We start from the raw sequence: 25,126 nt of genomic DNA, 5'->3' as shown, positions 1-25,126 counted from the left end.
CCAGGTCGCAGCAGAGCGCGTTTTGAGCCTTCATAACGCGCTCTGCTGCGAGCTACTTGGGTGAGTCGGAGCCAGCAGGACGTCGATGAGCTGCCTTAGTCCCTCCGCCATGTCCACGTCTTTGTCATAGAGCCACTGCAACTGCAGGCCATCGAACGCCGCGACAACCAATCTGGACAGCATGGCCGCGTCGACGTCGCCCCGGACTTCACCGGTCTGCTGGCGTCGGGCGATGTCCTCGCTGATTCCCTGCACCACGTTTTCGTACCGCTCTTTGAAGTATCCGTGGGAGTCATGGCCGGGATCATTGGCTGTGGCGGATGCGACGGCGTACAGCGTAGTCAGCCCCGGCTCATGCTGGTTCCGCTCGGCGATCGGCGGCATGAGGCTAAGGCCCACCTCCTCCTGGCCTGCCACAGCCATGGCCCGTCGGTCGCGCTCTGCCAGGACTGCGGTGAGGAGTTCCTGCTTGCCCTTGAAGTAGTGGAAAAGGGTGGCTTCCTTGACCCCAACGAGTTCCGCGACGCGCTTGAGCGCAGTCCCTTCGAATCCTTCGGTCGCAAAGACGTCGGTAGCCGTCTGGATGATTTGTTCGCGGCGTTCCGCACCCTTCGCATATTGACCGCGGGCCTTGGAAGTAGACATTGAGTCAGTCTATTTCACCCATCAAAAATCGAGTCGTCCTAGATTTATTTCCATAAAAACCTAGTCACACTAGATTTTTGTCGCTAAAGTCTCCTGATAAGACCCGACGGTGGGTCATTGAGTTCATCAGGAGTCAAGTACATGAACCCCACACTCTCCCAAGCAGTCCTGGCAACAGGCGTGCCCGATGCCGAAGATCGCATCCGGGAACTGGCACAGAGCCTGTCCCTGGAGCAGCAGATCCAACTACTGACGGGAGCGGATGTCTGGTCCACCCACGCCATCCCTGAAATTGGGCTCAGTCGCGTCGTCCTGTCCGACGGACCGGCCGGCGTCCGTGGCGAAGACTTCGACGAACGCCACGACTCAATCTCCCTCCCGTCCTCGTCCGCGCTCTCCGCCACGTGGAGCGTGGAAACCGCTCGCCGCTACGGGCAGGTTCTCGGCCAGGAGGCCCGCCGCAAGGGCGTCCACGCCGTACTCGGCCCCACCATCAACCTTCATCGTTCGCCGCTGGGTGGCCGTCATTTCGAATGCATGAGCGAGGATCCGCGGCTCACGGCAACGATGGCCGCCGCGTACGTCGCCGGAGTGCAGTCCATGGGCGTAGGAGCGACTCCCAAGCACTACCTGGCCAACGAGGCCGAGACGGAACGCTTCACTTCCGACTCTGTAGTGGACGAACGCCCGCTGCGCGAGCTCTATCTGGCAGCGTTTGAAGACGCCATTACGGAAGCGCGAGCTTGGCTGGTCATGAGCTCCTACAACTCCATCAATGGCACCACGGCGAGCGAAAACAAGCTGCTGGAAACCCCGCTCTCCACGGAATGGGGCTTCGACGGCGTGGTGGTTTCGGACTGGACGGGAGTGCGTTCCGTTGATGCCGCAAACGCCCACCAGGATCTGGAAATGCCAGGGCCTGTAGGCCATTGGGGACCCAAGCTTCTGGCCGCCGTCAATGATGGCCGAGTCAGCCGCGGGGCCATCCGGGAAAAGGTCACCCGTATCCTGCGACTCGCTGCCCGCGTCGGCTCCCTCGAAGGCTTCCAGCCCGCGGTCACCGATCTCCCCGCGAAACTTGACGGGGCCGCCGTCGCGCGTGAAGTTGCCGTCCGAGGCGCCGTGCTGGTCCGTAACGAAGGCGGCATCCTGCCACTGGATCCCACCACCCTGAACAGCGTTGCGGTGATTGGCCACAATGCGGCAGAGGCCCGGACGCAAGGCGGCGGAAGCGCCACGGTGATGCCTAAGTACACCGTCTCGCCACTGGAGGGCCTGCGTAATGCACTGCCCGACGGCGTCCGTGTCACCTACGCGCGCGGCGCCAAGGTGGCCGAGGGCCTCCAGGCGTTCCCCCGGACTTCACTGCACAATCCGGTCTCCAACGTCCCAGGGATCCGTGTGACGTTCCTCGCGGAGGACGGCACAGAGATTTCGGGCGACGACCGCCTCGCCTCACATTTGATCTGGTTCGGAATCGGCATCCCGGAAGGCGCTGCCATCATTCGGATGGAAACCGATTGGACAGCCGACTCGGCAGGTGTCCACCACCTCGGAGTAGGCACTGTGGGGCACATCCGTCTCTCATTGGATGGAGCCGAAGTCTTCAACGAAGAGATCCAGGACGACACCGACGTCCTCGGTGCTGCACTCTTCGATCCGCCCAAGACTGTTCACGCAGTTGAGACCGCAGTCGGCCAAAGCGTGCGCATCGAGGCCGAATACCGCCTCCCCAAGGAACAGATCATCCCGTTCACGGCAATCCTGCTGGGCGAAGAAACCGTGGTGGCGGATCCCCAGGCGGAGATCGACGCCGCGGTGGAAGCCGCCCGGTCTTCAGATGTAGCTGTTGTGGTCGTAGGAACCAATGCAGCCATCGAATCCGAGGGCTTTGACCGTAAGGACCTGGACCTCCCCGGGTTCCAGAACGAACTCGTTGAGGCTGTCGCCGCAGTCAACCCACGCACGGTAGTGGTTGTGAACTCGGGCTCACCGGTGGTGATGCCGTGGCTCGAGAAGGTAAACGCGGTGCTGCTGGGCTGGTTCGGTGGACAGGAGTTCGGCAGCGCGATTGCAGATATCCTGCTTGGCGCCGATGAACCTGGTGGTCGGCTCCCTACAACGTGGCCGGCACCCCTTGGAGATGTCCCGGTCCTGAACACCACTCCCGTAGACGGCAAAGTGGTCTACTCCGAGGGAATTCATGTGGGCTACCGCGCGTGGCTCAAGCAGCAAGCGGCAGGCGGCCCGGCTCCGGCGCTGCCTTTCGGCTTCGGTCTCGGGTATACGACTTTCGAATTCGGCACCCCACACGCGCCACAGTCGGTTCAGGCCGGCAAGGACGTGGTTGTGCACGTCCCGGTGAAGAACACCGGCACGCGTACGGGACGTGAAGTGGTTCAGGTCTACCTTGAGCGCACCGATTCCGCTGTGGAACGTCCGGTCCGTTGGTTGGCGGGCTACGCGGGAACGCACCTTGCTCCAGCGGGGACTGACAGCGTTGAAGTCCGCATTCCGGCAAAGGCTTTTGCGCACTACGACGGCGGCTGGCAGTTTGAGCGTGGAAGCTTCCGGCTGCTGGTGGGTCGCCATGTTGCGGACACCTTCCAGACTCTGGACATCGAGGTGCGGTAATAATAGAGGGCAATTGGCGCGGCGTGGCGGCCTTTTTTGGGCCGCCACGCACGTGGTTTTCGCCACAAGCGCCGAATCTGGGGTATGGTATGGAATTTTCATGGCATGCTGTACGTTGCATACCCGGTAACCCCCTAACACGAAGAGGCATCAAAAAGTGGCAGCCGACTACGACGAACTCCGTACCGATGTAAAAGAGAACCAGGAGCAGTCCCTCCAGGCGCTCCAGTCCGCCAGCGCCCCCACGGCGAAGAGCGTCGTTCTTGAACTCGACGAAACTGACGGCCTGGACGCCAACGGTCCCGGCGGCGAAATCGTCGCTGAAGAACTCATCATCCAGGTCATCCCCCAGGCAAACGACGAGTTCACTTGTAACTCATGCTTCCTGGTCCGCCACCGTTCGCAGATTGCCCGCGAAAAGGATGGCGTCGCCTACTGCACTGACTGCGAAGGCTAAAGACGACCGCCACCCCGGCGGAACATGAATCGTCAGGGAGTGCCGCCGTCGGGATTAATTGCGGAAGGACCGGAGCGCACGCTCCGGTCCTTCCGCAATTAACTACTTGTCGCCTGCTTCCTCTTTGCCCTCCTTATACGTGCTCGGACTTATCGGGCTCGGACTTATCTGGCTCCGACAGTCGCTCCTCGTCGGTGTATTCAGGAGCGACCACAGGCGAAAGGGCGTCGCCGAGAAGGCTGGCGGCCTCCCTGCCGTCCTCTGGAGCAGGCGGGCCCGGCGACTTGTCATCGTCGCGTGGCGTGTCCGTCATAGCCCGCCTCCCTGTCCGCCGATCATCTTCTGGCGCCGATGGTTGCTCACCCTGAGTTGAAGAATCCGCGCACCGCCGGCAAGCGCCACCAGCACACCCCCGCCAACGGCTGCGATGAAAAGCGTGGTGCCGAGGGCGAGGGAGCCTTCCAATCCGAAGAACCGGACGGTGACCATGTCCTGGTTCTGGACGAAGAACACGATCAACAGGACCAACACCACCAGGCCCACAGCTACGGCCACCCAGATCGCTGCTGTTCGCGTGGGCCGGGAACTTGCCGGTGCCACCCCTGGCTGTATGTGGTCCGCCCGTCCAGAGCCTCTCTGGGCCATTGCCGCATCATCTTGAGCGCTCATTGACAGCCCCCTCATTTCCCAGAACGTATGCGTGCTCATCACTTGTCCGTGCACTCATATAATAAGCATGCTTATAAGTGGCTCAACAGTGGCAGGGCAAGGCTGGATCGGAATAAGGAAGGACCGGAGTTCGCGGTCCGGTCCTTCGGTATTTGGGTGCCGCTGTTACTGTCGGTCACAGTCACTGGTGGTCACACGCTGTAGTCAGTTGAAGTCGGCCCGGGATCGTTGTTCCGGACAGCGTAGTGATGACCCTCCGAATCGGTCTCAACCTCGAAATTCTTCAAGTCTTCCTCGGAAGCCGTTTCGAAGTCGTCGTGTTTATGCACAACAGGGGCATCCGTGTCCCCATGGGTTGCCGGTCCGAATACGGACTGCAGCCGCTCGGTCACGTGCTGAAAGGTTTCCAACTTGCGTCCCATGTTCTTCCACCTCCTTTCAACTGGAGAGAGAAAAAGCGGCAGGACGGCGTATGCCGTACCAGTACGCCAATTTTACGCCCGCGGACCGGAAAAGGCGCGAGCGTTTGGTGCCGGAAGGGGCCGGGCCATGGCTGCCAAGGAGGCCAGGATGGATTCCACTGCGACGTTCAGCGGCGATTCCAAAGGAACCGCAATGTGGGGTTCATCTACGCAAGGGGGGCTCCAAGATGGCTACTTGGGATGTCAGGAGCGACGCCGGCATACATTCGTGTTGGCGTTGGGTCGGCGGCGAAGGCGCCCCCCAGAACGTAGTCGCCGCGATCGACGACGACGCGCCCGAGGCCTGCATGATCGGCACCCTCCTGAACGAGGCGCTGCACGAGACCGTCCACACCGTCGGCGTACCCGAGGCCGCTGCGAAGGCCATGCTGTTCGGCCACGTCCAAATCGCCCTCACCAACGCCCTGCGCGGCTCCAACCCGTTCTCCGAGGCCTGCGAAATCGCCATCCAGTACGGCAAAGACACCATCATCAAGGACGACTGGAAGAAGATCTTCAACGACTCCGAACTCGACAACGTCATCGCCAAAATGCTCAAGCTCGAAGCCGTAAAGCGTTAGAGCTGTTAGGACCGTGGCGGCAGCCATGTGAGTTTCCTACTACGGCACATCGTATTACCACCTATTTCTCCCAAAAGAAAAGCTCCCAACAGTATCAGTTGGGAGCTTTTCTTTCTTACTTGAAAAGACCTTCGGCGACCAGGTCCTACTGCACTTGTCGCTTATATTTTTCCGCTGGCGCCACCAGCTTCAATGCTCTTGGAGAACTGATCCAGCTTATGGAAGAAATCCTCAAGGAGCCAGCGCGAGTCAATTGATTCCGCTACCCGCACGGTTCTATTGACGAAATCAGCATCTACAGTGCGAGTCGGTTTGAGGGGGCCGTCCAGGATTGAGCCACCGTCCGACGGAATCATTTGGCAGTCATCAGTGAAGCGGCGTCTTGGCCAGTCCCGCCAAATTGCGCCAGATGGGTTCATCACGACTCCAATGGCCGGGCTGTCGCCCAGGGTGCGGTACTCCATGTTCAGCCCATGGGCGTCGTTGAAGTCGATCAGTTGTTGAGTAAGGTATTCACCCAACTTTCCGCAAGGCCGGACCCTACCTGCCAGTTCTGCATAACCGACGCCCACCATGGTGTAGACGCTCATCGGGATCTGCCAGATGGTGAGTCGCGAGCTGAAGACCACATTGGCGGCATGCACGTCGTTGCTGAGATTGAACTCATTTGAGTACTCGTGAACCGTACCGCCGTAGGGAGGACCACCGATCCACACGACGACAACGTCCCGGTCCTGGATAGAGGGCTCCTCGAGGATCGCCGAGGCCATGTCAGTCAAAGGACCAAGAAATGCCACAAACAAGCGGTCATCGCTCGCAAACGCCTCGTCAATTATCAAACGCGAACCCGCGGAGGGGACGGCAGTGAATTCGTCAGGAAGCGCTACATCTGCCCCATCGGCGACCACAATGTTATCGCGAAGCCGGAGATGGTCCAGCAAAAAATCGACCTCTTCGCGCGACTCTGCTCGGCTCGAAAGAGTACGGGATGTTCCGAAATGCGCCGGAATAATTCCCCGGATGTCCAGACTCGGCGAAAGAAGACCCTGGACGATCGCAAACTGATCGTCCGCCTCGTTCTTGGCGTCGGTATTGATAATTAGTCTGCGTCTTTGCATGGAGACTCCTGAGTGTTAGTGCTGCTTATCGAAATGTTGAGTCAACTGGAAATCATGCTTTGAGCATGCTTCCGATTGCGGGTTGTATTTTGTTACGGCCACGAACCCTGCCTGCTGCCGTTACGGAGGCTGTTTGCGCGGCCGGAGCATGCTGGCCAGGTCCAACTGGCGCCCTCCCAGGGCTTTATGGCATGCCCTGCGGACAGTGCCATGACCCTTCATAGTGCTGTCAGGCCGCCGTCGACTGTAAAAATGCCGCCGGTAGCGTAGGCGGCATCGTCGCTAGCCAGGAACACCATGATGCCTTCCACATCGGAGGCTGTTCCCGGGCGCCTCATCATCGTGGATTCAACCAGGCCGGCGCGGCTAACAGGGTCATCTGCGATGGCCTGCACGAGGGGCGTCTCCGTGTATCCGGGGACGACGATGTTGACGCGGATTCCCGCGTGTGCGTAATCAGCTGCGACCACACGCGCAAGACCGTGCACTCCGGCTTTGGAGCTGGTGTACGCGGTGAACGTCCTGCCGCACGCCACGACGGCCGTGGGGCTGCCTGTGCAGATGATGGCGCCACCCCTGTTTTCCATTGCCCTGACAGCGTGCTTGAGGGTGAGAAACGTGCCCCGCTGGTTGATGTTGATTGTTTTCTCCCACACGTCCAGATCAAGCTCCCCGACTCGAGCATCATGACCGAACAGCTGTACTCCAGCGTTCGCCACAACAACATCCAGCCTGTCGTTAACGGCCAAGGCAGCGTAAGCGGCCATGACACTTTCCTCGTCAGAAATATCCATCCGAAGAGCGTGCGCGTGGGTTGTTCCCGTGGCCGCCGCAGCCTTTTCTGCTGCCTCCACGTTGACATCGGCAAAGTAGACCGTTGCACCTTCGGCAACGAATCGCTGTGCAACAGCAAGTCCGATGCCCGAGCCGGCCCCTGTAACGAGGGCAGTTTTTCCTTGTAGGCGTGGGGTCATCAGGGTCTCCTTTTGTGGGGCGATGCGGTTCGGCGCGGGCGTGAACTTCTTGAGCTAATCAACAGGTTGGGGACAGTAATGCAGAATGTCTGCTGACCACGGCTGCAAGGTAAGGCGCCGAGGCCCTTCGCCCACGTCGTCATCCGGTCCGTGGATGTTAAGGTCTACTCGCGACTGGGACAGGTTTGCTCCGAAAACGACTAGGCCTGCCGACGATTGGACTGGATATATCGTGACGGGAAGATCGGTCGAAAGGTCAACTGACAGCGTCGGGCTGCTCCTCAGGGCCGCAAGCTCCTTCAGCACTTCACCGGCAGGGTTCAGCCGTCCCGTACGGTCAGCAATACCCCTTGGCCCAGATGTTTCGAAGAAGGTTACGGAACCGACCTCCTTGCGAGTTAGTGCCGCGACACTTGCCAAGACCCAAGCAGCCGCGAAAGGTTCGGCCTGCAACTCATCAAATTCCATGTCGGAGGCAACGCCGGACGTTGCAACGGCGTTGAATCTGGGAAGGAGGGTCACCGGCCCCACGTGGACGGTCTTGCCGCCGCCCAGGCGCAGCGCATTTTCAAGCACCAGCTCCTGCATCGGCACGCTCTCGATGATGTGGGCAACTTCGGAAGTATGCGTCTGGGGCGTGACACTGAAGGTTACGGCGTCTGCATCCAGCGGGAGGCGGCTGCTATTTCGATTCAATTCCGTGAATTGCGACCGCGCGCCGGCCAAGAGACTGCCATTGAACCCGGCAGCCCGCACCGCCGACCTGAATTTCGGCCACGAGCTATGGTCGGTCACGTGGCTAACCGGATCAAACACTCCCAGCCGGAGGGTCCGGGACAAGTACGGTTCGAGGTCCGCTACAACACCTGCAGGGTCGCGGGTCACTGCTCTGATATCGAGAGCGGCGCCATGGATTGCTGCCTGTTTCGCAGCATCAGTTAACTGATTCGCCCAGCCCGACCGGGAATTCGAATCTGCTCCTTCGCTGAGTTCTACCAGAACCGCCTCAAGTCCGGGGAGGGGAGGAACGGTCTGGGAAGGTGATCCGGCTCCCAGAGCCAACGCTGGAACGTGTCCCGCAGTCAGACCGAGGCGGGCATCGATCACGATTGTCTCGTCGTTCCTGGGCAAGGGGGCAACTGAAACGCTGTTCGGCGTTTCCTTGGGCTCGAAGGGAGCTGCGGCCATGCGCACGGCCTGGCGTACGGTGTCACCGCGGGCAACAACAACAGGGAAAGGCCGAGCAAGCGGCGTGCTGTAGGTCTTGAACGACGCGTCTGTCCAGTTCCGCTGATCCTCAGTCTCGAAGATGTCGCCGGTAAATGACAAGCGGAAAGCGGTGCCTGCATCTACCCACTCAAGGGCTGCTATGTCCCTGAACGGCTGGTGCGGGCTGATAGCGACAGGAAAGTGCGCACGCTCTTTGGTTCCATCGGGATGCTCCACCCGAATCTCTCGGCCCGCGTCAGTGGGCGGGTGAAGCACCACCAAACCGATCCTGTTGCTGCGGAAAGTGTGGATAGCAGTACCTTCAAACGAAATGTCCAGGGCTTCCGGCGTAAAGCTAGCAGCCAAGAACCCCCCATAATCGATCCCATAGCCCGCATACCTAACTTCCCAGCGCACCCGAAGGCCGTCGTCGTTGTGCGTTACTTCGATGTTGCTCAGCCGCGGTTGGGGCGTGCGCCAGTCCTGGTCCCGCACCACGGCCTTGACCGCCCGCAACACAGGTCGGTCAGCATAAGCAATGTGACCTAGTTCGTCACCTGTGAGCCGTGCTGACCAAGGACCTGCCGTCAGCAGTCGGACAGGGGGCATGAGCCGCCGCTGCAGCGACTCTGATAACTCCCCCGACTTTGATGAGGACACAAAGGACACGTCACTGCTTTCTACTTGTCCGCATTTCGGGCGGAACCCTTCGGCGCTGTCTCTCAGCATTGGCAAATTTTAGCGCGACAGCTGATGCCCTCGTCAACCGGTTGACCAGTTATCTTGTAGGTACCGCCAGCCCGAACCCATTGCCCGGGAACGGGAGCTCCAGAAGTCCAGATCGGTGAGCGGGATCCGCGTCATCCGCGCTGGGGTGGGAGATACACCGAGAGCTGCTTATGGGACAGGACAGTTGTGGCTCTGCTATCCCAACCCACCCGCGTAACGACCCCACGGGGAACGTCGCGCTATCCGAGTGCGTCGCGAAGAGCAGTGACGACGCTGATGCCACGCTCCATGTCGACGAGCCGATTTGTCACATACGCGAACCCGATGCGGGAGTCTGGGTCGGCGAATGCCACCTGTCCACCGGCGCCGTCGTGTCCGAACGAGGCCGGGGTCAGGTAAGGATCCCATCCCGAGGAGATCATCACTCCCGCCCCCCAGGACTGGTACGGCGGCGGACCGCTATCGAAAAATGGGGTTCCCACGCTGCGAGGCCGAGCAAGGGCTCGAGCTGTCTCCGTGTTCCACAGCCGCACTCCGCAGGTCTCCACCACGGTCGCCGACCAGATGCGAGCGAGTCCTGTGGCGCTCGAGATCCCTCCTGCTCCTCCGATCTCTGTGGCGTGAAGTTCAGGCTCGTTGAATCCCAGCCCTGGTCCTAGCAGGTTCGGAGGGATCGCGCCGCCGAGGGTGATCGCCCTCGTCAGCCATTCCAGGTCGGGATTCCCGTCTGCGTCCGGCGAAGGCGGGGCGGGCTGGCCTTCGATTATGTGAGCCACCCGGGGCTCGTGTTCGGCGGGAAGACCGATCCACACATCGGCCTTTAGCGGACGCGCTATTTCAGAAGCGAAGTAGTCACCAAGTGAACGACCGGCGATACGAGAGACGATCTGTTGGCTGATCGCTCCAACCGTCACTGCATGATACTGGTGGGCGCTTCCCGGAGTCCAGAACGGCTCCTGCTCCGCGATGATGCGAGCGAATGAATTGCCGTCCAGCAACTGGTCGAGCGTCACGTCGACTCTGGGCGCTGGAACCCCCGCGCGATGGGCGAGTGCATCGCCGACCGAGACTTCGCCCTTGCCGTGCGCGGCGAACTCGGGCCAGATGTCCGCGAGCGGCATGTCGAGCGAGCTCAGGGCTCCCGACTGCAGTAGATGGCCGATGGCGATCGCCGCCAGCCCCTTCGTGCAGGAGAAGACGACCGCCAGCGTATCCGGTTGCCAGGGCGCCCCGGTGCGCGCATCGGCGGTGCCACCTCGTGCCTCGATCACTGGTTGCCCGTCCAGCCACACCGACAACGCGGCACCGCTGCGATCTGTTTCGTCGAGCGTATTGGCGAACGCGTCGATGACCGGTGAAAATCGGCTCTCCGCGAGTAGGTCCACTGTTGTCCCGTGCGTCATCTGCACTTCCCTTTCACTTTCAATGGCGGTTGATGTGGAGACGGCGTACAGGGCGAGGGTGACATCCTCGAGTCCCTCGCCTGCCACCGCCAATGACGGCTACAGCGGGCGACCTGCCACTGCCGAGAGCCGCGAAGATACTCGCCCACGAACGCACGCCCCATCCATCGTTGAATGAGACCTGGACCATAGCGCTCCTCTGCGTCATCGTGAGCCTGTTGCGCGTCCGGACTTGCGCGTAGAGACGCTCGCGCGACATTGGCACTTGCTCACTTGATTCATTACATGCAACGAATTAAGTATAAACGGAATTTAGTTCTAATAGATGAAATTATTTCTTTGATTTCACGTTCTGCCGAGCGCATCAACCAGGAACTCGAGGCCCGAGCGCACCGCCTAATAGATCACCATCGAACACATCGGCATTCAAAGACCCCCACGCGTCTTACACGCTTACTGACTGCACTACAGTGGTGCAGCGGACACGGAGATGGCATGCCTGAGACGGACTATTCTTCGGCACGGCGGCGTATCCGGTTCTTTGTGGGCTTCGGGTGAACTTTCCTGCGAGCAGGCCCGCTGTAGATCTCCCAGATACCGGCCGTTACTAAGGCAAGGAACATGCCGCCAGCAGCCCAGTAAGGCAAAAAGGCCAAGGAAGTTTCCTCCAAGGCGAGCCCACCGAAGAATGCCCCTCCGCCGATGCCGACATTGAATGCGGTGGTCTGAAGGGCCGCCGCCAGGTTACGGCTGCGCGGAGAAGCCGACCACATCATCCGGGTTTGAAGCATGACCGGTATGCCTCCGAAAACGGCCCCCATCAGGATGATGAGAACCCACACGCCGGCCTTTGAACCGCTGGCCGCGGCCAGCGGGACAGCGCAAAGTATGGCAACCATGCCTGCCATCCCACCGAGGAACAACCTCCGCGGGAACCGGCCGTAGAGGCCACCTACCAAGGCGACTCCGACCGCGCTTGCGATTCCTCCGGCCAGGAGAACAACCGGGATGGCACCGGGGGCGAAATGAGCGACGTCCAGCAACCACACCACCTGAAAGGTTCCGAATCCGTTTTGCGCCGCAACGACAAGCAGGATGAGCAGGCAAACCATGAGGACGGCGGGCAATGTGCTGTCCTGCCCGTCACGGACCTTTGTTTTCCTGGCCGGGGCGGGCAATTGCCCGGCTACTGCCGGCAGGAGGCGGATCATCAACACAAGAACGATCAGCACGAGAGCGGCGAGCACGGCGAAGGACACGCGCCATCCGAAGGCCTGTCCCAAGGCGTTTCCGAGAGGGATCCCGACTACACCGGAGACAGAACCCCCGGCCGCCGTGACCGCTGTGGCCTTTCCCAACTGTGAGGGGCGAACGAGATGCGCCGGATAGGCCGCCACAACGGACCAGAACGCACCGTGCGCTACTGCACCCAGCACACGCGCGACAAGCAGCACCTCAAACGTCGGCGAAACTACTGTCATAAGATTGGCCACGCCTATGACGGCAAACGAGCCCAGGACCATTCCCTTGCGCGGAATCCGGCGGGTGAGAATGGCCAGAGGTGCGGCCGACACAATGACCGTCAACGCGAAGACAGTGATGAGGTTCCCGACTTCGGATACCGAGCGGTCAAAATCCGCGGATAGCTGTGGGATGAGTCCGGCCGGCAGGAACTCCGTCGCCATCGAAATGAAGATGGCAGCAGAAAGGACCACAAGCCCGACGAGCGGGAAGTTGTCCTTGCTGCGGTGGGCCTGAAGTTGTCCTGCGTCCGGGCCGTGTTTCAGTTTTGGCGCCATGCTGGTTCCTCACAACAGATTGATGTTTCTGCCGCGAAGTGGTGCGGATCAGAAGCCCAACGAGGGCTATCGGGATTTCGAAATTTTGTGCAAATGATTCATGCGCGACGGATTCGGATGGCGATGTACTCCCGCCCTGGCAGATCGACCACCACCCGCCCTTGCACGGCATCCGGCAATGTATCAGTTGTCATGTTCCAGGTGTCAATGACGGCCGCCTCGGACGGCGCCCTCCCAGCAACGGCGGACCAGCTAGGAGTTCCCGGCTTTTGTGAGGGCCGTCATGATCGCGGCTCAGCGAGGATTTCGGCCACGCGCGCCCGCAGCGGAATCCGTGCTTCGACCCACGGTTCGGGCGCTAGCACGGTTCCCAATGTGTTGGCCGGCTCATTGAGGTACCTGCTGATTTTGTCTGCCGCCTGCGCTTCCCCCTCGGGTGTGATGCCGGTTTCGACGGCGGCAGCCACCACCGCCGACCACGCGTCAGGCATATGGTCAAGCACGTCGCGGATGGTTTCGGCCGCCAGGCTATCCGAGGCTGTCGTTGGATCGGAAACGTCCCACGCGTGCTCGCCATGCGCAACCGTTTCCGGCTCCGGGAAACCAGGGACATGAACCTGGGCTGTCGCGCCCACCGGCACCTTCACGTCCAGCTTCAACCGTCCGTCCGAACGCTCCCACGCCACGACAGCCTCCCCATACGGCGTCAGGTGAACGGCGGACGCCGACGTGAGTGCCGCCGTCGGATACGGATGAACGACCAATTCGCGATAGCCGGCTGCGGCAGGCGCCAGACCGGCCAGGCTGCGGTGCATCCAGTCCGCGACCGCGCCCAAGGCATAGTGGTTGAAGGACGTCATGCCGCCAGGGTTGACGCTGCCATCCGGCCGCATGCTGTCCCACCGTTCCCAGATCGTGGTCGCCCCCATGGTGACCGGGTACAACCATGAAGGGCAGCCTGTCTGCAAAAGGAGCCGGTAGGCAGTCTCCACGTGTCCCGTAGACGTAAGGGCGTCGCAGACGAGAGGAGTACCGACGAATCCGGTGCTGATCCGGAATCCGCTCATGCGCACTAGATCGGCCAAGCGGCGGCCGGCTTCCGCCCGCTGTTCCTCAGTCGGAAGCAACGCCCATTCCAACGACATGGCATAAGCCGTCTGGCTGTCGGAAAGGATTCTGCCGGCAGGGGTCACGAAAGTCCGGGCGAAGGCGGCCCGGACTTCGTCGGCCAGTTTGGCGTACCGTGCCGCTTCTTGGCCTCGTCCAAGCACGGCCGCTGCTTTGCTGAGCACCTCTGCGGAGCGCGCGAAGTGGGCCGTTGCGACGACGTCGGGATCTGTTTGGGCGCGAGCGGGATCTTCGGGTGGCGCGCTGGGATCCAGCCAGTCGCCGTACTGGAAACCGCCCGCCCACAGGTGGTCAGCGCCTGCCAGCGTGGCGACCTTGTCGACCCATGCGCACATGCTCGCAAACTGCCGTTCAAGAACCTGCTGGTCGCCTGTCCGCTGGTAGAGCGTCCAAGGAACGAGCACTGCTGCGTCACCCCAAGCTGCGGTGGGGGCGTTGGTGTACGTCGAATGGATGACGTCGGGAACGACGTGGGGTACTGAACCGTCCGGCAGCTGCTCGGCGGCGAGATCCGCCAGCCAGGAGTTGAGGAAACCGGTGGTATCGAAGAGGAAGGACGCTGTCGGTGCGAAGATCTGGATATCCCCCGTCCAACCAAGGCGCTCGTCACGCTGGGGGCAGTCAGTGGGCACATCCACAAAGTTGCCCCGTATGCTCCACACAACGTTTTCGTGGAGCCTGTTGAGCAATTCGTTCGAAGAGGAAAACCACCCGGTGCGTCGCAGGTCCGATCCAATAACAACGGCTTCGATGTCTGTGGCCTTGAGACCTGGTACACCGGCAACCTCGGCATAGCGGAAGCCATGAAGGGTAAGTGAAGGCTCAAGTGTTTCTTCAGCCGTTCCGGCAACGATGTAGGAGTCCGTTGCCTTGGCCGAGCGCAGTGGTTCGGTGCAGAGCTCGCTGTTCTCCAGGACCTCCGCATGGCGGAAGACAACTTCACTTCCTGCCGGCAGGTCGCGTACCCGCAATCTGATCCAGCCGACAAGGTTCTGGCCAAAGTCCACCAGCGTCTGTCCGGAGGGTGAGGTGAACACGGACTGCGCCGGGATGACTTCGGTCGGGCGCATAGTAGGCCCTTCGGGAGCTACGAGCCGCGAAAGGTCAGCATTGATCACTTCGACCGTTCCGGCTGCCGGGGCCTCGCCGGGGGTTGCGATCCTGAGATCGGTCCGCTGTCCGTCGTACAAGTCGTCGGCCAGGATGTTGCTCTCCCGCGCCGTCCAGGAGCCGTCGGACAGCAGGACATAAGTACCGCCGTCGACCGTTGTGACTTCGAGTTGGGCGAGCACTGCAAGCCGGTCCCCGTAGAGGGCGCGCTTGTTTTCAAAGCCGAGCCGCCCGCGGTACCAGCCGTTACCAAGCAGCATGTCCAAGTTATTGGTGCCCTGGCGCATCAAGGCTGTCACGTCGTAAGTGTGGTAGCGAAGGCGGTTGTCGTAGGAGGTCCACCCGGGAGCCAGGACGCTGTCGTCGATGGGCTGGCCGTTCAACGTGCCGGCGTAGATTCCGTGTGCAGTTGCGTAGAGGCGGGCTTTACTGATTTCGGCTGGCACTTCGAATGACCCGGTCAGGATGGGCGCGGGCATGTCCTGTCCTCCGATGCCAACTGGGCTGATGAAATCGGCTGTCCAGTCCCTGGCGTCGAGGAGTCCGGCTTCCACGACAGACGGCTCGCTCCATTCGCTCCAGTCCTGGCCGTGCGCGACCCGGACACGGACGCGCGCCTGTTCACGCGAGACCAGGGCTGGCGCCGGCCATGGAACCAGGACCTGATCGTGGCTTTCGATCGTGTAGACCTCTGCGGCGCCTTCACGGCTTACTTCAATCTCGTAGGTTGTCTGCGAGTAACCGGCGTCGGCGTTCGGTACCGACCATGAGAGCCGGGGTGTCCCCGTTCCAAGTCCGAGTACAGGACCTGGGTCAGTGCGGTGCTCAAAGCGGGGGGCGTCGGGAGCGGCAGCCATTGCCATATAAGTCTCCATTGTGTGTTGTTTTCGAATGCAGACCTTTGATGTCAAAGGTTCCACGGTGGTAGCCGGATTTTGGAAGCTGGCCGGAACCCAGCTGGTGCCCGGGCCTTAAGAAGGGGCCGGTGTTGAGGCGGCATGCAAAACGGCGCCCAAGCGGTTTAGCGCCGATACCGAGTGTGCGTCATATGCGTAGAAGCCCTGCCCCGATTTTGCGCCCAGTTCGCCTTGATTAACACGGGACGTGATTTCCTCGGGAGCGGATGTCTCGACGCTGAGCAGCGGAAAGAGGCGCTCTGTTACCGCCTGCCATATGTCGAGTCCTCCCCTGTCCATGACCTCAAAGGGACCTGCAAGCGCCCACCGGGGTCCGATGCCATGCACAACGACTGCGTCAATTTCTTCCGCGGACGCGATCCCATGTCGAAGCAGCCCCACAGCCTCACGGATGAGTGCGGCCTGCAGCCGATTAGCGATGAAACCGTCAACTTCGCGGCTCAGGGACACGACCACCTTGCCTGCCTCTTCAATAAGCGCCCTTGTCAACGTCAGTGCAGATGAAGCAGTCGTTGCATGGGGCACCAACTCCACGAGCGGGACGATGTCCGCCGGGTGGAAGAAATGTGCGACGAGTATAGCCTCCGGGTGAATCAATCCCTCCGCCAGCTGGCCTGGACGGAAGGTGGACGTGTTGGATGCCACGGGGACCGGGCCCACCAGTTCCTGTATTTGGCCGAGGAGCGCCTGTTTGGCGCTCAGTTGCTCGGAAATGGCCTCGAAGATGATCTCTGCGCCCACCACGGAGGAAGGCAGATCCGTGCAGGCTTCGATGCCGGCAAGTTCCGGCAAATCTGCAACCCGCTCATCGTAGATGCGTACGTTGCGCCCGTTGCCCGCGAAGAGCCGGGCGATGGCCAAGCCCATGGTCCCGGCACCGATTACTGCAATCGTGCTGACGGGGGCTTGGGCCAGTTCTTCCGTTGCCATTCGAACCTCTTTCGATCTTTTTCGTTTGGATCATCCCGGGCGTGCGACTCGGGTCAGGGCCTGCGTGCGCGTCGCTCGTGAGACGTCGAACCTGGAAGGCTGCCGCCTGGTCAGGTCAGGGCGCGCCGCAACGCTTCCGTCACTGATTTACCGCGTTCCCAGTCGCCAGCCTGGTTGGTGACGTAGGCGAAGCCGATTTTGAAGTATGGGTCCGCGAAGGCCACTTGTCCCAAGGCGCCGTCGTGACCGAAGGAGTATTCGGTCAGGTAGGGGTCCCAATGTGACGGGATCATGACTCCTGCACCAAAGGCCTGGTACGGCGGCGGTCCTCCAAACACCGGCATCCCCTTGCTGCGGGGCTTGCGGAGCTCGTCCACGCCCGCATCCGAAAGTAAGCGGACCCCCTCAGTTGGCACGACCGCGGCAGAATAGATCTTCGCAACGGCATCAGCAGAAGCAAAACCATTGACGCCAGGCAGCTCCGCGCGCCGGCCCTCGGCGGACTCGACAACGCCGGGAAAACCGACTCCCGAGCCAAGATTTACAGCCCGCTCCAACCAGTAGGAATTGGGGTCGGATGTAGTGGCGGCAGGGGGACATGGCTCGGGCACAATCGAGGCAACCCTTTCGTCATACTCCTCAGGAAGCCCGATCCAAGCGTCGGCGGACAGTGGCCCCGCCATTTCTTCGGCAAACAAGCTGCCAAGAGAGCGTCCGGTGGCAAGGTGTGCCAGCTTCGCGGTGAGGGCGCCGTGGGTGATGTTGTGGTACTGATGGCCTTCGCCTGGTGTCCATAGTGGTTCCTGGGCGGCCAGGACATCCGCAGTGGCAATAGAGTCCAGGTAGACGGCCTTGGGCAAGGCCTCCCGTGGTGCAGAAAGACCGGACCGGTGAGCTAAAACATCGCCGATTGATAGCCTGCCTTTGCCGTGGGCGGCGAATTCCGGCCAGAACTCGCCGATCTCCGTCTCGTAGGAAGGCATCTTCCCCTGCTCGACCAGTCGACCAATCACCAGAGAGGCCAGGCCCTTGGTAACAGAGGCAACGGGAATGAGGGTGTCGCTTGTGAAAAGGCGTTGGCTCTCGTCAGCCGTGCCGGCTGCCAGCGAGATGACAGGAACTGCGTCCTTCCAGACTGACAGGGCCGCACCCGCGCGACAACCGTCGGGAATAGTGGCAAAAAACGCTGCGGCAACGCCTTCGAAGCCCGGCGCTATTAGGTTTGCGGGGATGGTCATGGCTCCCTTATGGATTCTTTCGGCAGTTGAAAAGCAGTATCACTAATTGGAATATGTAGATTATATCCGGCCATACCCCGCGGCGGTCAACAGCCGCAGAGTCGGTTGCGCCGGATGTGATCTGATTGACGATGCGACGGCGATGGGAGTCTTGCCTACGAAATCATGTGAGTTTCCAACGGGGTCCAGCCCTGATCCGGGAACCAAACGGCGAGCTTCCCCCACTCTCTGATTAGTCGAAGTCCTCTATCCGCCACTCGTCCTGCCATCTCAGCTCGGGAAAATCTCCATCAAACGTAAAGGGCAGCCAAACGTAGTCGGATTGCGAGGTGTCGATGACGCTGAAATCTTCTTGTACGTCATCGGGGGATGGAGTACCGGCAAACTGCCGTTCAAACATTCCGCGGGCGTCAGAATCTTCGGGACTGAGATCCGGCCTCCACCTGTCGGCCATGGCAATGTAAAGGTCCGATTTGTTGGGGTGCTTGAAGACGCAGCTGATCTGGCTCCGAAAGGACGTTTCACTCTTGTCCTCAACATGGGGGTTACCGAGAACTGTCCAGGGTCCGTGATAGGACGGAGCGCTGGCCAGCTCCGAGGGATTTGGAAAATATCCAGTTGTTCCTGAGGTGACTAGATAGTGTGTGTTCCCACGCTTGAAGTGAGCCGGTGCCTCCCGAACAAACGGTGGCGCCGGGTGATGAAAATGCGTTGAATAGTAGCCCGTGACGTCGGTGTAATCCTCGGTAAGGTCGGCACATATCATCTCGCTGTGTACACGCTCAAAGTAGTAATAGGCTTTCCCATCGGTCGGCTCAACAACTAGGTCGAAATCGCCGGCGTTCATGCCTAGGGGCCTGACCCCGCTTTCCACAATTGCGTATGGTCCCAGGAAGGAATCAGCCGTTAAGATAGTGGACCGCTGGGCGCCGTCTTCCATGATCTTCAGCCAGCAGACGTACTTCTTGGAGTACTGGTTGTAGATGATGTGGGGGCGGTCCATGAAGCGCGCAGGATGCAGCGGTGATCCCGTATCGTCCTCGACAGGCGGGATGATCAGACCTCTGTCCTCCCAGTTATAGAGATCGGTGGACGAGTAGGCACGAACCCCCCAGTGCCAGATGCCGCTCCCTGGCAGCGTGCGCTCTTTGTTCTCGCCGTACCAGTAGAAGACGCCGTCCTCCACATGCATCGATCCGCCGTGCGCCTGGATGCGGTTACCGTTTGTGTCAAGCCACGGCTGACCTGGGCGGATGCTGTCATGTGTCGTCATCGAAACTTTTTCCGTTCTTTTCATTTGAGCCCAAGGGGTGCTAGGGGACGTGGCATGGCTTAGGTGGTGACTCAAAGCGCGGCACTTGGCCGCACCAATCGCGGCTCGAGAGATCAGGCGTAGAATCCTCGGGTCCGCCCGTCTATCAGAGCGTCAGAGGTGATGGAGAGGGTCTCGGTCAGCCGTAGGTCGCTCGAGGAGCTTCCCACCATAATGTCCACTTCTCCGGCTTCAATCCGCCAGTGCATGTCGGCGTCGAGGAAGGCCAGTTGGTTGATATCCAGATGGAAGTCGACCCGGGCTGCCTGCCCCGGCTCAAGGTCGAGTCGGCGGAAACCGGCGAGCTCCAGAACGGGCCTCGAGACCATGGCGAACCGATCGCTGACGTACAGCTGCACGACCTCGGTTCCGGACCGGTCGCCGCTGTTCGTCACTGTGAGGGAAATGTCGACCATATCCCCGCTTTCCACCTCGTGTTTCGACAGGGTCAGATCAGCGTAGTCGAAGGTGGTGTAGGACAGCCCATGCCCGAACGGATATCGGGGGGTGTGGGGCGCATCGACGTAGTCGGAAAATCCGATGCTCTGGCCTTGGTGCCAGGCCGACCCATGTGGGTGGTTGTAGTAGACCGGGATCTGGCCAGCGTTATGGGCTATGCTCACCGGCAGTCGGCCGCTGGGATCATGGGCCCCGGTAAGGACGTCAACGATGGCTTCGGCACCGCCTTCGGCCGGACTCCATGCCTCGAGGAGGGCGTTTAGATGCGTGTCCGCAGCGTCGCTGGAAATCGGCCTGCCATCCAGATGGACGCCGATCATCGGCTTGCCCAAACGGGCGAGCTTGACGATCAGGTCGTCCTGGCAGGACGGCAGGTTGATGTCCGTCGCATCGATGCCCTCACCCATCGACGCGATGGATGCCGTGCCGTGTTTGCCGCCCAACGTGAGGAGCACGACGTCGGCCCTTGCGGCGAGGGCGATCGCTTCGTCATGTCCGGAGTCGTCGTGGCCGGCGATTGGGTAGCCGTATGCCCAGCTCACTTCCGTTTCGGGGAGCTGGATGCGGAGTTCGTCGAGGAGGCTCCGGATGCCAGGCTGCTGGTGCTGCAGCAGTTCCTCGAAGGCGAGGCCGTCGGAGGCCTCGACGGTGGTGCCTGGAACGGCGTTGGTCACGGTCTGATGGTTTTCGCTGCTGGTGGTGAGGCCGGCCATTGAGGAGTTTGCGGCGAGCTTTCCCTCCGCCATGGAGTAGTGGGTGTAGCCGCCGAAGAAGTACCGCGCTGTCGCCGCATGGCAGCCGATAACCGCGAGCGTTTGAAGATCCAGCCGCAAAGGCAGCGCGCCGTCATTGTGCAAGAGCACGAGAGATTCCCGGGCAGACTGCACAGCGACTTCCCTGTCGGCGGAAGGCTGGAATGCGGACTCTCGCTCAGACGGATCCGGGGCGAAGGGGTGCTCGAAGAGTCCCATGCGGAACTTTGCGGCCAGCACCTCATGCACCGCCCGGTCGAGGAGGGCCACATCGGCGCGTCCGTCTACGAACCACTCCCGCAGTTCTCGCCCGAAGCCCTGCGGCATGTGGAGTTCGACATCCATTCCCGCACGCAGGGCGGCCAGACCGGCATGGGCTGGGGACTGCGCTACGTGCTGGACGGTGTGCAGGTTCCCCACTGCGCCGTAGTCAGAGACCAACAAGCCGTCGAAACCCATCTGTTCCCGAAGCAGTGTTTTCAACAACCGGACGGAGGCGGACATGGGCTCGCCGCCGACGGAGTTGTAGGAAGGCATCACGCCCCGCAGCCCTCCGAGGGTAATCGCCGCCTGGAAGGGTTTGCCGTACACCTCCACGAGCAGGCGATCAGGGACATTGCAGTGGGCTCCGTGGATGCCGCCTTCGGTGTGGTGCGAGCCGAGGAAGTGCTTTGCCACCGCTTCTGTGCGCCGGCCAGCTGCGTCCTCGCCCTGCAACCCCAGGGTGCAGGCGACACCGAGAGCGGCTGCGAGGCTTGAGTCTTCGCCGTAGGTCTCACCCTGCCGTCCCATCCGCGGGTCGCGGGAGACATCGAGGACGGGCGCCAAGGTATGCGTTATGCCCAGGGCCCGTTCCTGCTTCCCCACGATCTGACCCACGGCGTACTCCAGGTCGACGTCAAAGCTCGCTGCGCGTCCAAGCCCGGAGGGGAATGCCGTGGCTCCCGGAATGTACGCGCCACAGAGTCCTTCCATGTGGAAGATTGCAGGGATCCCGTGCCCGGAACCTGCCATGGCTTCCGCCTGAACGGTCCGCTGGAACGCCGTTACCTCGTCTCGTGTGAGGGCGGATCGGGCCTCGAGGCACGAGACTTCACCGATGCCGAACGGGAAACGCTCCGAGAAGTCGCCCGTCTGCGTTATGTCGGTCGGAAAGTAGCAGGAGACCTGGGCCATCTTCTCGTCAAGGCTCAGCTTGTCCAACAGCAGGTCGGCGCGTTCGCCGGCAGTCAACCGCTCGTCCATCCATGGTTTCGTCACGTTTGTGCTCATGTTCATGCCTGGGTCCTTCATTTACCAGTGGTTGTACCCGGAAGGCGCACTTCCGCCACTGAGGGCTGGAACGGCGGGCGTACCGCCGCGCCGGACGACAGGGCGCCGGACTTCGAGTTCACACTGCACGCAGCACACGGGCAACGACGTGTGGCAGCGTCGGAACGTCTCACAACGTTGGGAAGACTTATTGACGAACCGGTTCCCTAATCCTAGGCTGAATGCAACAACTATCGCAATAACGTTTCAATAAGTGGAACGCCATATGCTGATGGGGTCTGGTCGCCGGCCGCAGTAGCAGCGAGGTGCCCCTTCCAAATCGTCTCAAGATTCCGGAGATTTTCCTTGATGCCACTTTCCCCTCCTCAGGACCTGCGAACGGACGGGGACGTTTTTCCTCTTGGAGTGGGGGAGGTTCCACTGCTCTCATGGGCTCCAGCTTCAGGTCAAGAGCAACTCAGAATCGTCGTCATGGACGAAACGGGGGCCATTGTCGGCGATTCGGGAACTGTGGTCTCAAGAGCGCCGCAACTGCGCGTTGATCTGGTGCTGCGGAGCCGGGCGAGCTATAAGTGGAGGGTCCGAATTGCCGATGCCGATGGGCACTGGTCTCCGTGGAGCGCGTGGGCCTATTGGGAAACGCCGCTGCTTGTCGATTCGGACTGGCAGGCCAAGTGGGTGTCGCGTTGGACGCCCAGGGAAACGCGTGTCATCGCATCGATTCATTCGGACACGGTCGACTGGATGGGACCGGGGAGCACGCTGGATCAGTCATTTCAAGCAACAGGTCCTGTGGCGGCCGTCAGCGTCGACCTGGACGGTGACATTCCCTCCGATGTCATTGCCCGCATGCAGCTGCGGAACAGCACAGGTGACGTCGTCGCTCAGCGGGAGGTGGACGGAAGCTGGAACATCTGGGCGCGGTTCATGTGCTATCTGGAAGTCAGCCCCCCGGCTCCTCCCGGTACGTACACATTGTCGATCACATGCGTGCGGGGACGGCTTGGCTGGCGTCGAGCCACAGCAGCGCCGGGTCTTCCTGATGATGACGGCGTAACGCCCCTCCCGGTGCTGGGTCAAGCAACGGTGGACGGCGTCCTAGTGCCCGGAGTCCGGACCTTGGCTGTGGAAACGCTCCCCGCCCCAAACCCCGTACTGAGAACCAGCTTTAGCATCCCGGCAGGGGTGACTACAGCCCGTCTTTATGCGGTTGGGATTGGCTACGGCTCCTTCAGCATTAATGGCAGATCCCTTGGCAATGAACTAGAACCCGCAACGACAGACTTCACGAAAACGGTTCTTTATAGAACCTATGACGTCACCGCCGATCTGAAAGCCGGAGAGAACACCCTCGTAGTGGAGTTGGGACGTGGCTTCTTCTCCGCGCGGGGTGCAAGCATCTGGGGCTGGCACATAGCACCGTGGTCTCGAGAACCAATGGCAATCGCACAGTTGGAGTACGTAGACCAAGAAGGACAGCGGCAGGTTATTTCCTCAGGTTCGCACTGGGAAGCGTCAACAGGACCGGTGGTGAGTGAGCTCCTCTATTCCGGAGAAGTTTGGCAGATGGAGACTGACAGGAAACCCACTTGGGAACCCGCTGTGCTGGTCTACCCGCCAACCGGCACCCTGCGCCCGGCAGCCCTACCTCCCGTCACACTGGGATCACCAAAATCGGCAGTCTCAATGGACTCCGCAGGAACGGCCGAGGTATACGACTTCGCCGACATGGTAGCCGGTCGGTTCCGATGCACGCTCAGTGTTCCAGGCCCGACGGAAGTCTGGGTGAAGTACGGCGAAACTCTTGATGACAAGGGAGCAGTATTTTGCGAGAACATACTCGCAGCTGGCCCAATACAGACCGACCGCCTGCTTTTTGACACCGCTGCGGACCATATCTGCTGGGAAGCGAAGTTCAGCTACAAGGGGTTCCGATACGTGTCGATCGAGGCCGATGGACCAGTGACCGTGCACGACATCGTTGCGATTCCCATGCACACCGATGTACCGAGCGTGGGCACCTTTGAATGCAATGAAGAAACGCTTTCTTGGCTTGACCGAGCCTTGGGCAAGACCTTCCTGAACAACCTGCACGGCATCCCGACGGACACTCCTGTTTACGAAAAGAACGGTTGGACAGCAGACGCCCACCTGGCGGCCGAAGCCCTGATCCACCAGTTCGATCTGAAAACGACCTTCGGCAAATGGCTCGATGACCACGCCGATGCCCAGGACGACGCCGGGATCGTGCCAAACATCGTTCCCACTCCAGGCTGGGGACGGAACCCGGACCCGGCGTGGAGCGCCTCCGCTGTTCTAATACCTTGGAACCTTTACTGGGAATACGGCGACCTCAAGCTGCTGGAACGACACCACGAGATGGTGATCAGGTACGCGGACGCCATGTACGCCCTGGCCGAGGAGGGCATTTGGCGGCATCCCAGCTACGGAGACTGGCTCGCCCCGGGTCATGAACGTGCCCCCGAGGGATCTGCGCCAACTGCCACCATGATGCTGATGAAGGTTCTATCGACTGCCGCCGACATTTCGACGGCGCTGGGCGAGCATGGGATTGCGGCGCGATTCAGCGAGCAATCCTCACAAGTAGGAACCGCCTATCATCAGTCCTTCTTCAACGAAAACCTCGGCTTTTACGGCAATTCGGCCGTTGGATACCGCCAGACCATGAACGTGCTGCCCCTGGCCTTCGACGCCGTGCCGCAACAACACCGGGCTACCGTCTTTCGCTCACTCTCCACCGATATCCTTGAACGGACAGCAGGGCACTTGGACTGCGGTGCGGTTGGGGCAAAGTACCTGCTTCCCGTGCTTTCGAACGGGGGTCGGGATGATATTGCGGTCAGCGTTGCCACTCAAAACACCAGGCCAGGCTGGGGAGCCTGGCGCGCAGCCGGCGAGACTACGCTACTTGAATCGTGGGACACCTCAGCGAGGTCACACAACCACTACTTCCTGGGCAGCGCGGCAGCCTGGGTACAGCAAAAAGTTGGAGGCATTTGGTCCACCACGCCAGGGTGGGAAGAATTCACCGTCGCACCGGCAGTCGATCCCCGGATAACGAGGGGAGCATTTTCACACCTGACGCCACGGGGGCAAGCAGCTCTCAGCTGGACGCGGGAGGCCGGAAGCTGGCACCTGGATGTCACGGTTCCGTGGGGCGCCTCAGCCACGATCGGAATCGGGACAGCCGCCGGGACCAAGCTCTCCGGGGGCTTCCACAGCTTGGAATTTGATGAAACCCCGCCTGCCCTCTCATCTCACGCGCCAACGAATCCCACCGATCTATTCGCCCAGTGACTTTAGATCTT

General features: G+C 61.0%; 18 protein-coding genes and 1 pseudogene. 4 read left to right on the top strand and 15 right to left on the bottom strand.

The window, feature by feature from the left end:
• Positions 1-30: 30 nt before the first annotated feature.
• A complete protein-coding gene (locus tag VUN82_03405; protein ID XAS72921.1) occupies positions 31-645 on the bottom strand; it encodes a TetR/AcrR family transcriptional regulator in 615 nt (204 codons plus the stop codon).
• A 141-nt stretch (positions 646-786) separates the two neighbouring features.
• Here VUN82_03405 and VUN82_03400 point away from each other — a divergent pair, with 141 nt between their 5' ends.
• Both VUN82_03400 and VUN82_03395 read left to right on the top strand, forming a co-directional pair.
• Positions 787-3,279, top strand: a complete 2,493-nt coding sequence (locus VUN82_03400) for a glycoside hydrolase family 3 C-terminal domain-containing protein (protein ID XAS72920.1) — start codon at positions 787-789, stop codon at positions 3,277-3,279.
• Between the two features lie 157 nt (positions 3,280-3,436).
• The gene (locus VUN82_03395; GenBank protein XAS72919.1) at positions 3,437-3,736 is read left to right on the top strand and encodes a DUF4193 domain-containing protein; all 300 of its coding nucleotides are present in this window, start codon (positions 3,437-3,439) and stop codon (positions 3,734-3,736) included.
• Positions 3,737-3,869: 133 nt separating this feature from the next.
• Here VUN82_03395 and VUN82_03390 read toward each other — a convergent pair whose 3' ends face one another.
• The 3 genes from VUN82_03390 to VUN82_03380 all read right to left on the bottom strand — a co-directional run bounded on the left by VUN82_03390 (position 3,870) and on the right by VUN82_03380 (position 4,827).
• Positions 3,870-4,049: a hypothetical protein gene (locus VUN82_03390; protein XAS72918.1), complete on the bottom strand. Its 180-nt coding sequence runs from the start codon at positions 4,047-4,049 to the stop codon at positions 3,870-3,872.
• Positions 4,046-4,405, bottom strand: coding sequence for a LapA family protein (locus tag VUN82_03385; protein XAS72917.1), 360 nt, complete (start codon positions 4,403-4,405; stop codon positions 4,046-4,048). The genes VUN82_03390 and VUN82_03385 overlap by 4 nt, the downstream gene beginning before the upstream one ends.
• A 191-nt stretch (positions 4,406-4,596) precedes the next feature.
• Entirely contained in the window at positions 4,597-4,827 is a 231-nt protein-coding gene (locus VUN82_03380; protein XAS72916.1) for a hypothetical protein, read from the bottom strand.
• Positions 4,828-5,111: 284 nt separating this feature from the next.
• Here VUN82_03380 and VUN82_03375 point away from each other — a divergent pair.
• Positions 5,112-5,447, top strand: a pseudogene (locus VUN82_03375) (phosphogluconate dehydrogenase C-terminal domain-containing protein).
• A 161-nt stretch (positions 5,448-5,608) separates the two neighbouring features.
• Here the strand turns inward: VUN82_03375 and VUN82_03370 are convergent.
• From VUN82_03370 to VUN82_03320, 11 genes are all read right to left on the bottom strand, one after another.
• Positions 5,609-6,565: a nucleoside hydrolase gene (locus tag VUN82_03370; GenBank protein XAS72915.1), complete on the bottom strand. Its 957-nt coding sequence runs from the start codon at positions 6,563-6,565 to the stop codon at positions 5,609-5,611.
• A 218-nt stretch (positions 6,566-6,783) separates the two neighbouring features.
• Complete coding sequence (locus tag VUN82_03365; GenBank protein ID XAS72914.1) at positions 6,784-7,539, bottom strand: SDR family NAD(P)-dependent oxidoreductase; 756 nt, start codon at positions 7,537-7,539, stop codon at positions 6,784-6,786.
• 54 nt (positions 7,540-7,593) lie between these two features.
• The gene (locus tag VUN82_03360; protein ID XAS72913.1) at positions 7,594-9,357 is read right to left on the bottom strand and encodes a hypothetical protein; all 1,764 of its coding nucleotides are present in this window, start codon (positions 9,355-9,357) and stop codon (positions 7,594-7,596) included.
• Positions 9,358-9,716: 359 nt separating this feature from the next.
• Complete coding sequence (locus VUN82_03355; GenBank protein XAS72912.1) at positions 9,717-10,967, bottom strand: serine hydrolase domain-containing protein; 1,251 nt, start codon at positions 10,965-10,967, stop codon at positions 9,717-9,719.
• A gap of 422 nt (positions 10,968-11,389) precedes the next feature.
• Positions 11,390-12,679 (bottom strand): MFS transporter, encoded by a 1,290-nt coding sequence (locus VUN82_03350; GenBank protein XAS72911.1) that lies wholly within the window; start codon positions 12,677-12,679, stop codon positions 11,390-11,392.
• A 98-nt stretch (positions 12,680-12,777) separates the two neighbouring features.
• On the bottom strand, positions 12,778-12,873 hold the full coding sequence (locus VUN82_03345) for a DUF5605 domain-containing protein (protein ID XAS72910.1): 96 nt from the start codon (positions 12,871-12,873) through the stop codon (positions 12,778-12,780).
• 87 nt (positions 12,874-12,960) lie between these two features.
• Positions 12,961-15,780, bottom strand: coding sequence for a family 78 glycoside hydrolase catalytic domain (locus VUN82_03340; GenBank protein ID XAS72909.1), 2,820 nt, complete (start codon positions 15,778-15,780; stop codon positions 12,961-12,963).
• A 108-nt stretch (positions 15,781-15,888) separates the two neighbouring features.
• Entirely contained in the window at positions 15,889-16,764 is an 876-nt protein-coding gene (locus VUN82_03335; protein ID XAS72908.1) for a 3-hydroxyacyl-CoA dehydrogenase NAD-binding domain-containing protein, read from the bottom strand.
• Between the two features lie 110 nt (positions 16,765-16,874).
• A complete protein-coding gene (locus VUN82_03330; protein XAS72907.1) occupies positions 16,875-18,002 on the bottom strand; it encodes a serine hydrolase domain-containing protein in 1,128 nt (375 codons plus the stop codon).
• Between the two features lie 232 nt (positions 18,003-18,234).
• Positions 18,235-19,299: a family 43 glycosylhydrolase gene (locus VUN82_03325; protein XAS72906.1), complete on the bottom strand. Its 1,065-nt coding sequence runs from the start codon at positions 19,297-19,299 to the stop codon at positions 18,235-18,237.
• Between the two features lie 89 nt (positions 19,300-19,388).
• Positions 19,389-21,803 (bottom strand): glycoside hydrolase family 3 N-terminal domain-containing protein, encoded by a 2,415-nt coding sequence (locus tag VUN82_03320; GenBank protein ID XAS72905.1) that lies wholly within the window; start codon positions 21,801-21,803, stop codon positions 19,389-19,391.
• Positions 21,804-22,268: 465 nt separating this feature from the next.
• Here VUN82_03320 and VUN82_03315 point away from each other — a divergent pair, with 465 nt between their 5' ends.
• Complete coding sequence (locus VUN82_03315; GenBank protein XAS72904.1) at positions 22,269-25,115, top strand: family 78 glycoside hydrolase catalytic domain; 2,847 nt, start codon at positions 22,269-22,271, stop codon at positions 25,113-25,115.
• The last annotated feature ends 11 nt before the right edge of the window (positions 25,116-25,126 follow it).

The organism is Micrococcaceae bacterium Sec5.1, assembly GCA_039636795.1.
Taxonomy (GTDB): Bacteria; Actinomycetota; Actinomycetes; order Actinomycetales; family Micrococcaceae; genus Arthrobacter.
The sequence above is the reverse complement of the archived record's forward strand: the minus strand, read 5'-3'. Positions and strand labels throughout refer to the sequence as shown.

Excerpts from the sequence above, each read along its gene's own strand:
- VUN82_03405 (XAS72921.1), bottom strand. The coding sequence starts at position 645 with ATGTCTACTTCCAAGGCCCGCGGTCAATATGCGAAGGGTGCGGAACGC.
- VUN82_03400 (XAS72920.1), top strand. The coding sequence starts at position 787 with ATGAACCCCACACTCTCCCAAGCAGTCCTGGCAACAGGCGTGCCCGAT.
- VUN82_03390 (XAS72918.1), bottom strand. The coding sequence starts at position 4,049 with ATGACGGACACGCCACGCGACGATGACAAGTCGCCGGGCCCGCCTGCT.
- VUN82_03385 (XAS72917.1), bottom strand. The coding sequence starts at position 4,405 with ATGAGCGCTCAAGATGATGCGGCAATGGCCCAGAGAGGCTCTGGACGG.
- VUN82_03380 (XAS72916.1), bottom strand. The coding sequence starts at position 4,827 with ATGGGACGCAAGTTGGAAACCTTTCAGCACGTGACCGAGCGGCTGCAG.
- VUN82_03370 (XAS72915.1), bottom strand. The coding sequence starts at position 6,565 with ATGCAAAGACGCAGACTAATTATCAATACCGACGCCAAGAACGAGGCG.
- VUN82_03365 (XAS72914.1), bottom strand. The coding sequence starts at position 7,539 with ATGACCCCACGCCTACAAGGAAAAACTGCCCTCGTTACAGGGGCCGGC.
- VUN82_03360 (XAS72913.1), bottom strand. The coding sequence starts at position 9,357 with ATGCCCCCTGTCCGACTGCTGACGGCAGGTCCTTGGTCAGCACGGCTC.
- VUN82_03350 (XAS72911.1), bottom strand. The coding sequence starts at position 12,679 with ATGGCGCCAAAACTGAAACACGGCCCGGACGCAGGACAACTTCAGGCC.
- VUN82_03345 (XAS72910.1), bottom strand. The coding sequence starts at position 12,873 with ATGACAACTGATACATTGCCGGATGCCGTGCAAGGGCGGGTGGTGGTC.
- VUN82_03340 (XAS72909.1), bottom strand. The coding sequence starts at position 15,780 with ATGGCAATGGCTGCCGCTCCCGACGCCCCCCGCTTTGAGCACCGCACT.
- VUN82_03335 (XAS72908.1), bottom strand. The coding sequence starts at position 16,764 with ATGGCAACGGAAGAACTGGCCCAAGCCCCCGTCAGCACGATTGCAGTA.
- VUN82_03330 (XAS72907.1), bottom strand. The coding sequence starts at position 18,002 with ATGACCATCCCCGCAAACCTAATAGCGCCGGGCTTCGAAGGCGTTGCC.
- VUN82_03325 (XAS72906.1), bottom strand. The coding sequence starts at position 19,299 with ATGAAAAGAACGGAAAAAGTTTCGATGACGACACATGACAGCATCCGC.
- VUN82_03320 (XAS72905.1), bottom strand. The coding sequence starts at position 21,803 with ATGAACATGAGCACAAACGTGACGAAACCATGGATGGACGAGCGGTTG.
- VUN82_03315 (XAS72904.1), top strand. The coding sequence starts at position 22,269 with ATGGACGAAACGGGGGCCATTGTCGGCGATTCGGGAACTGTGGTCTCA.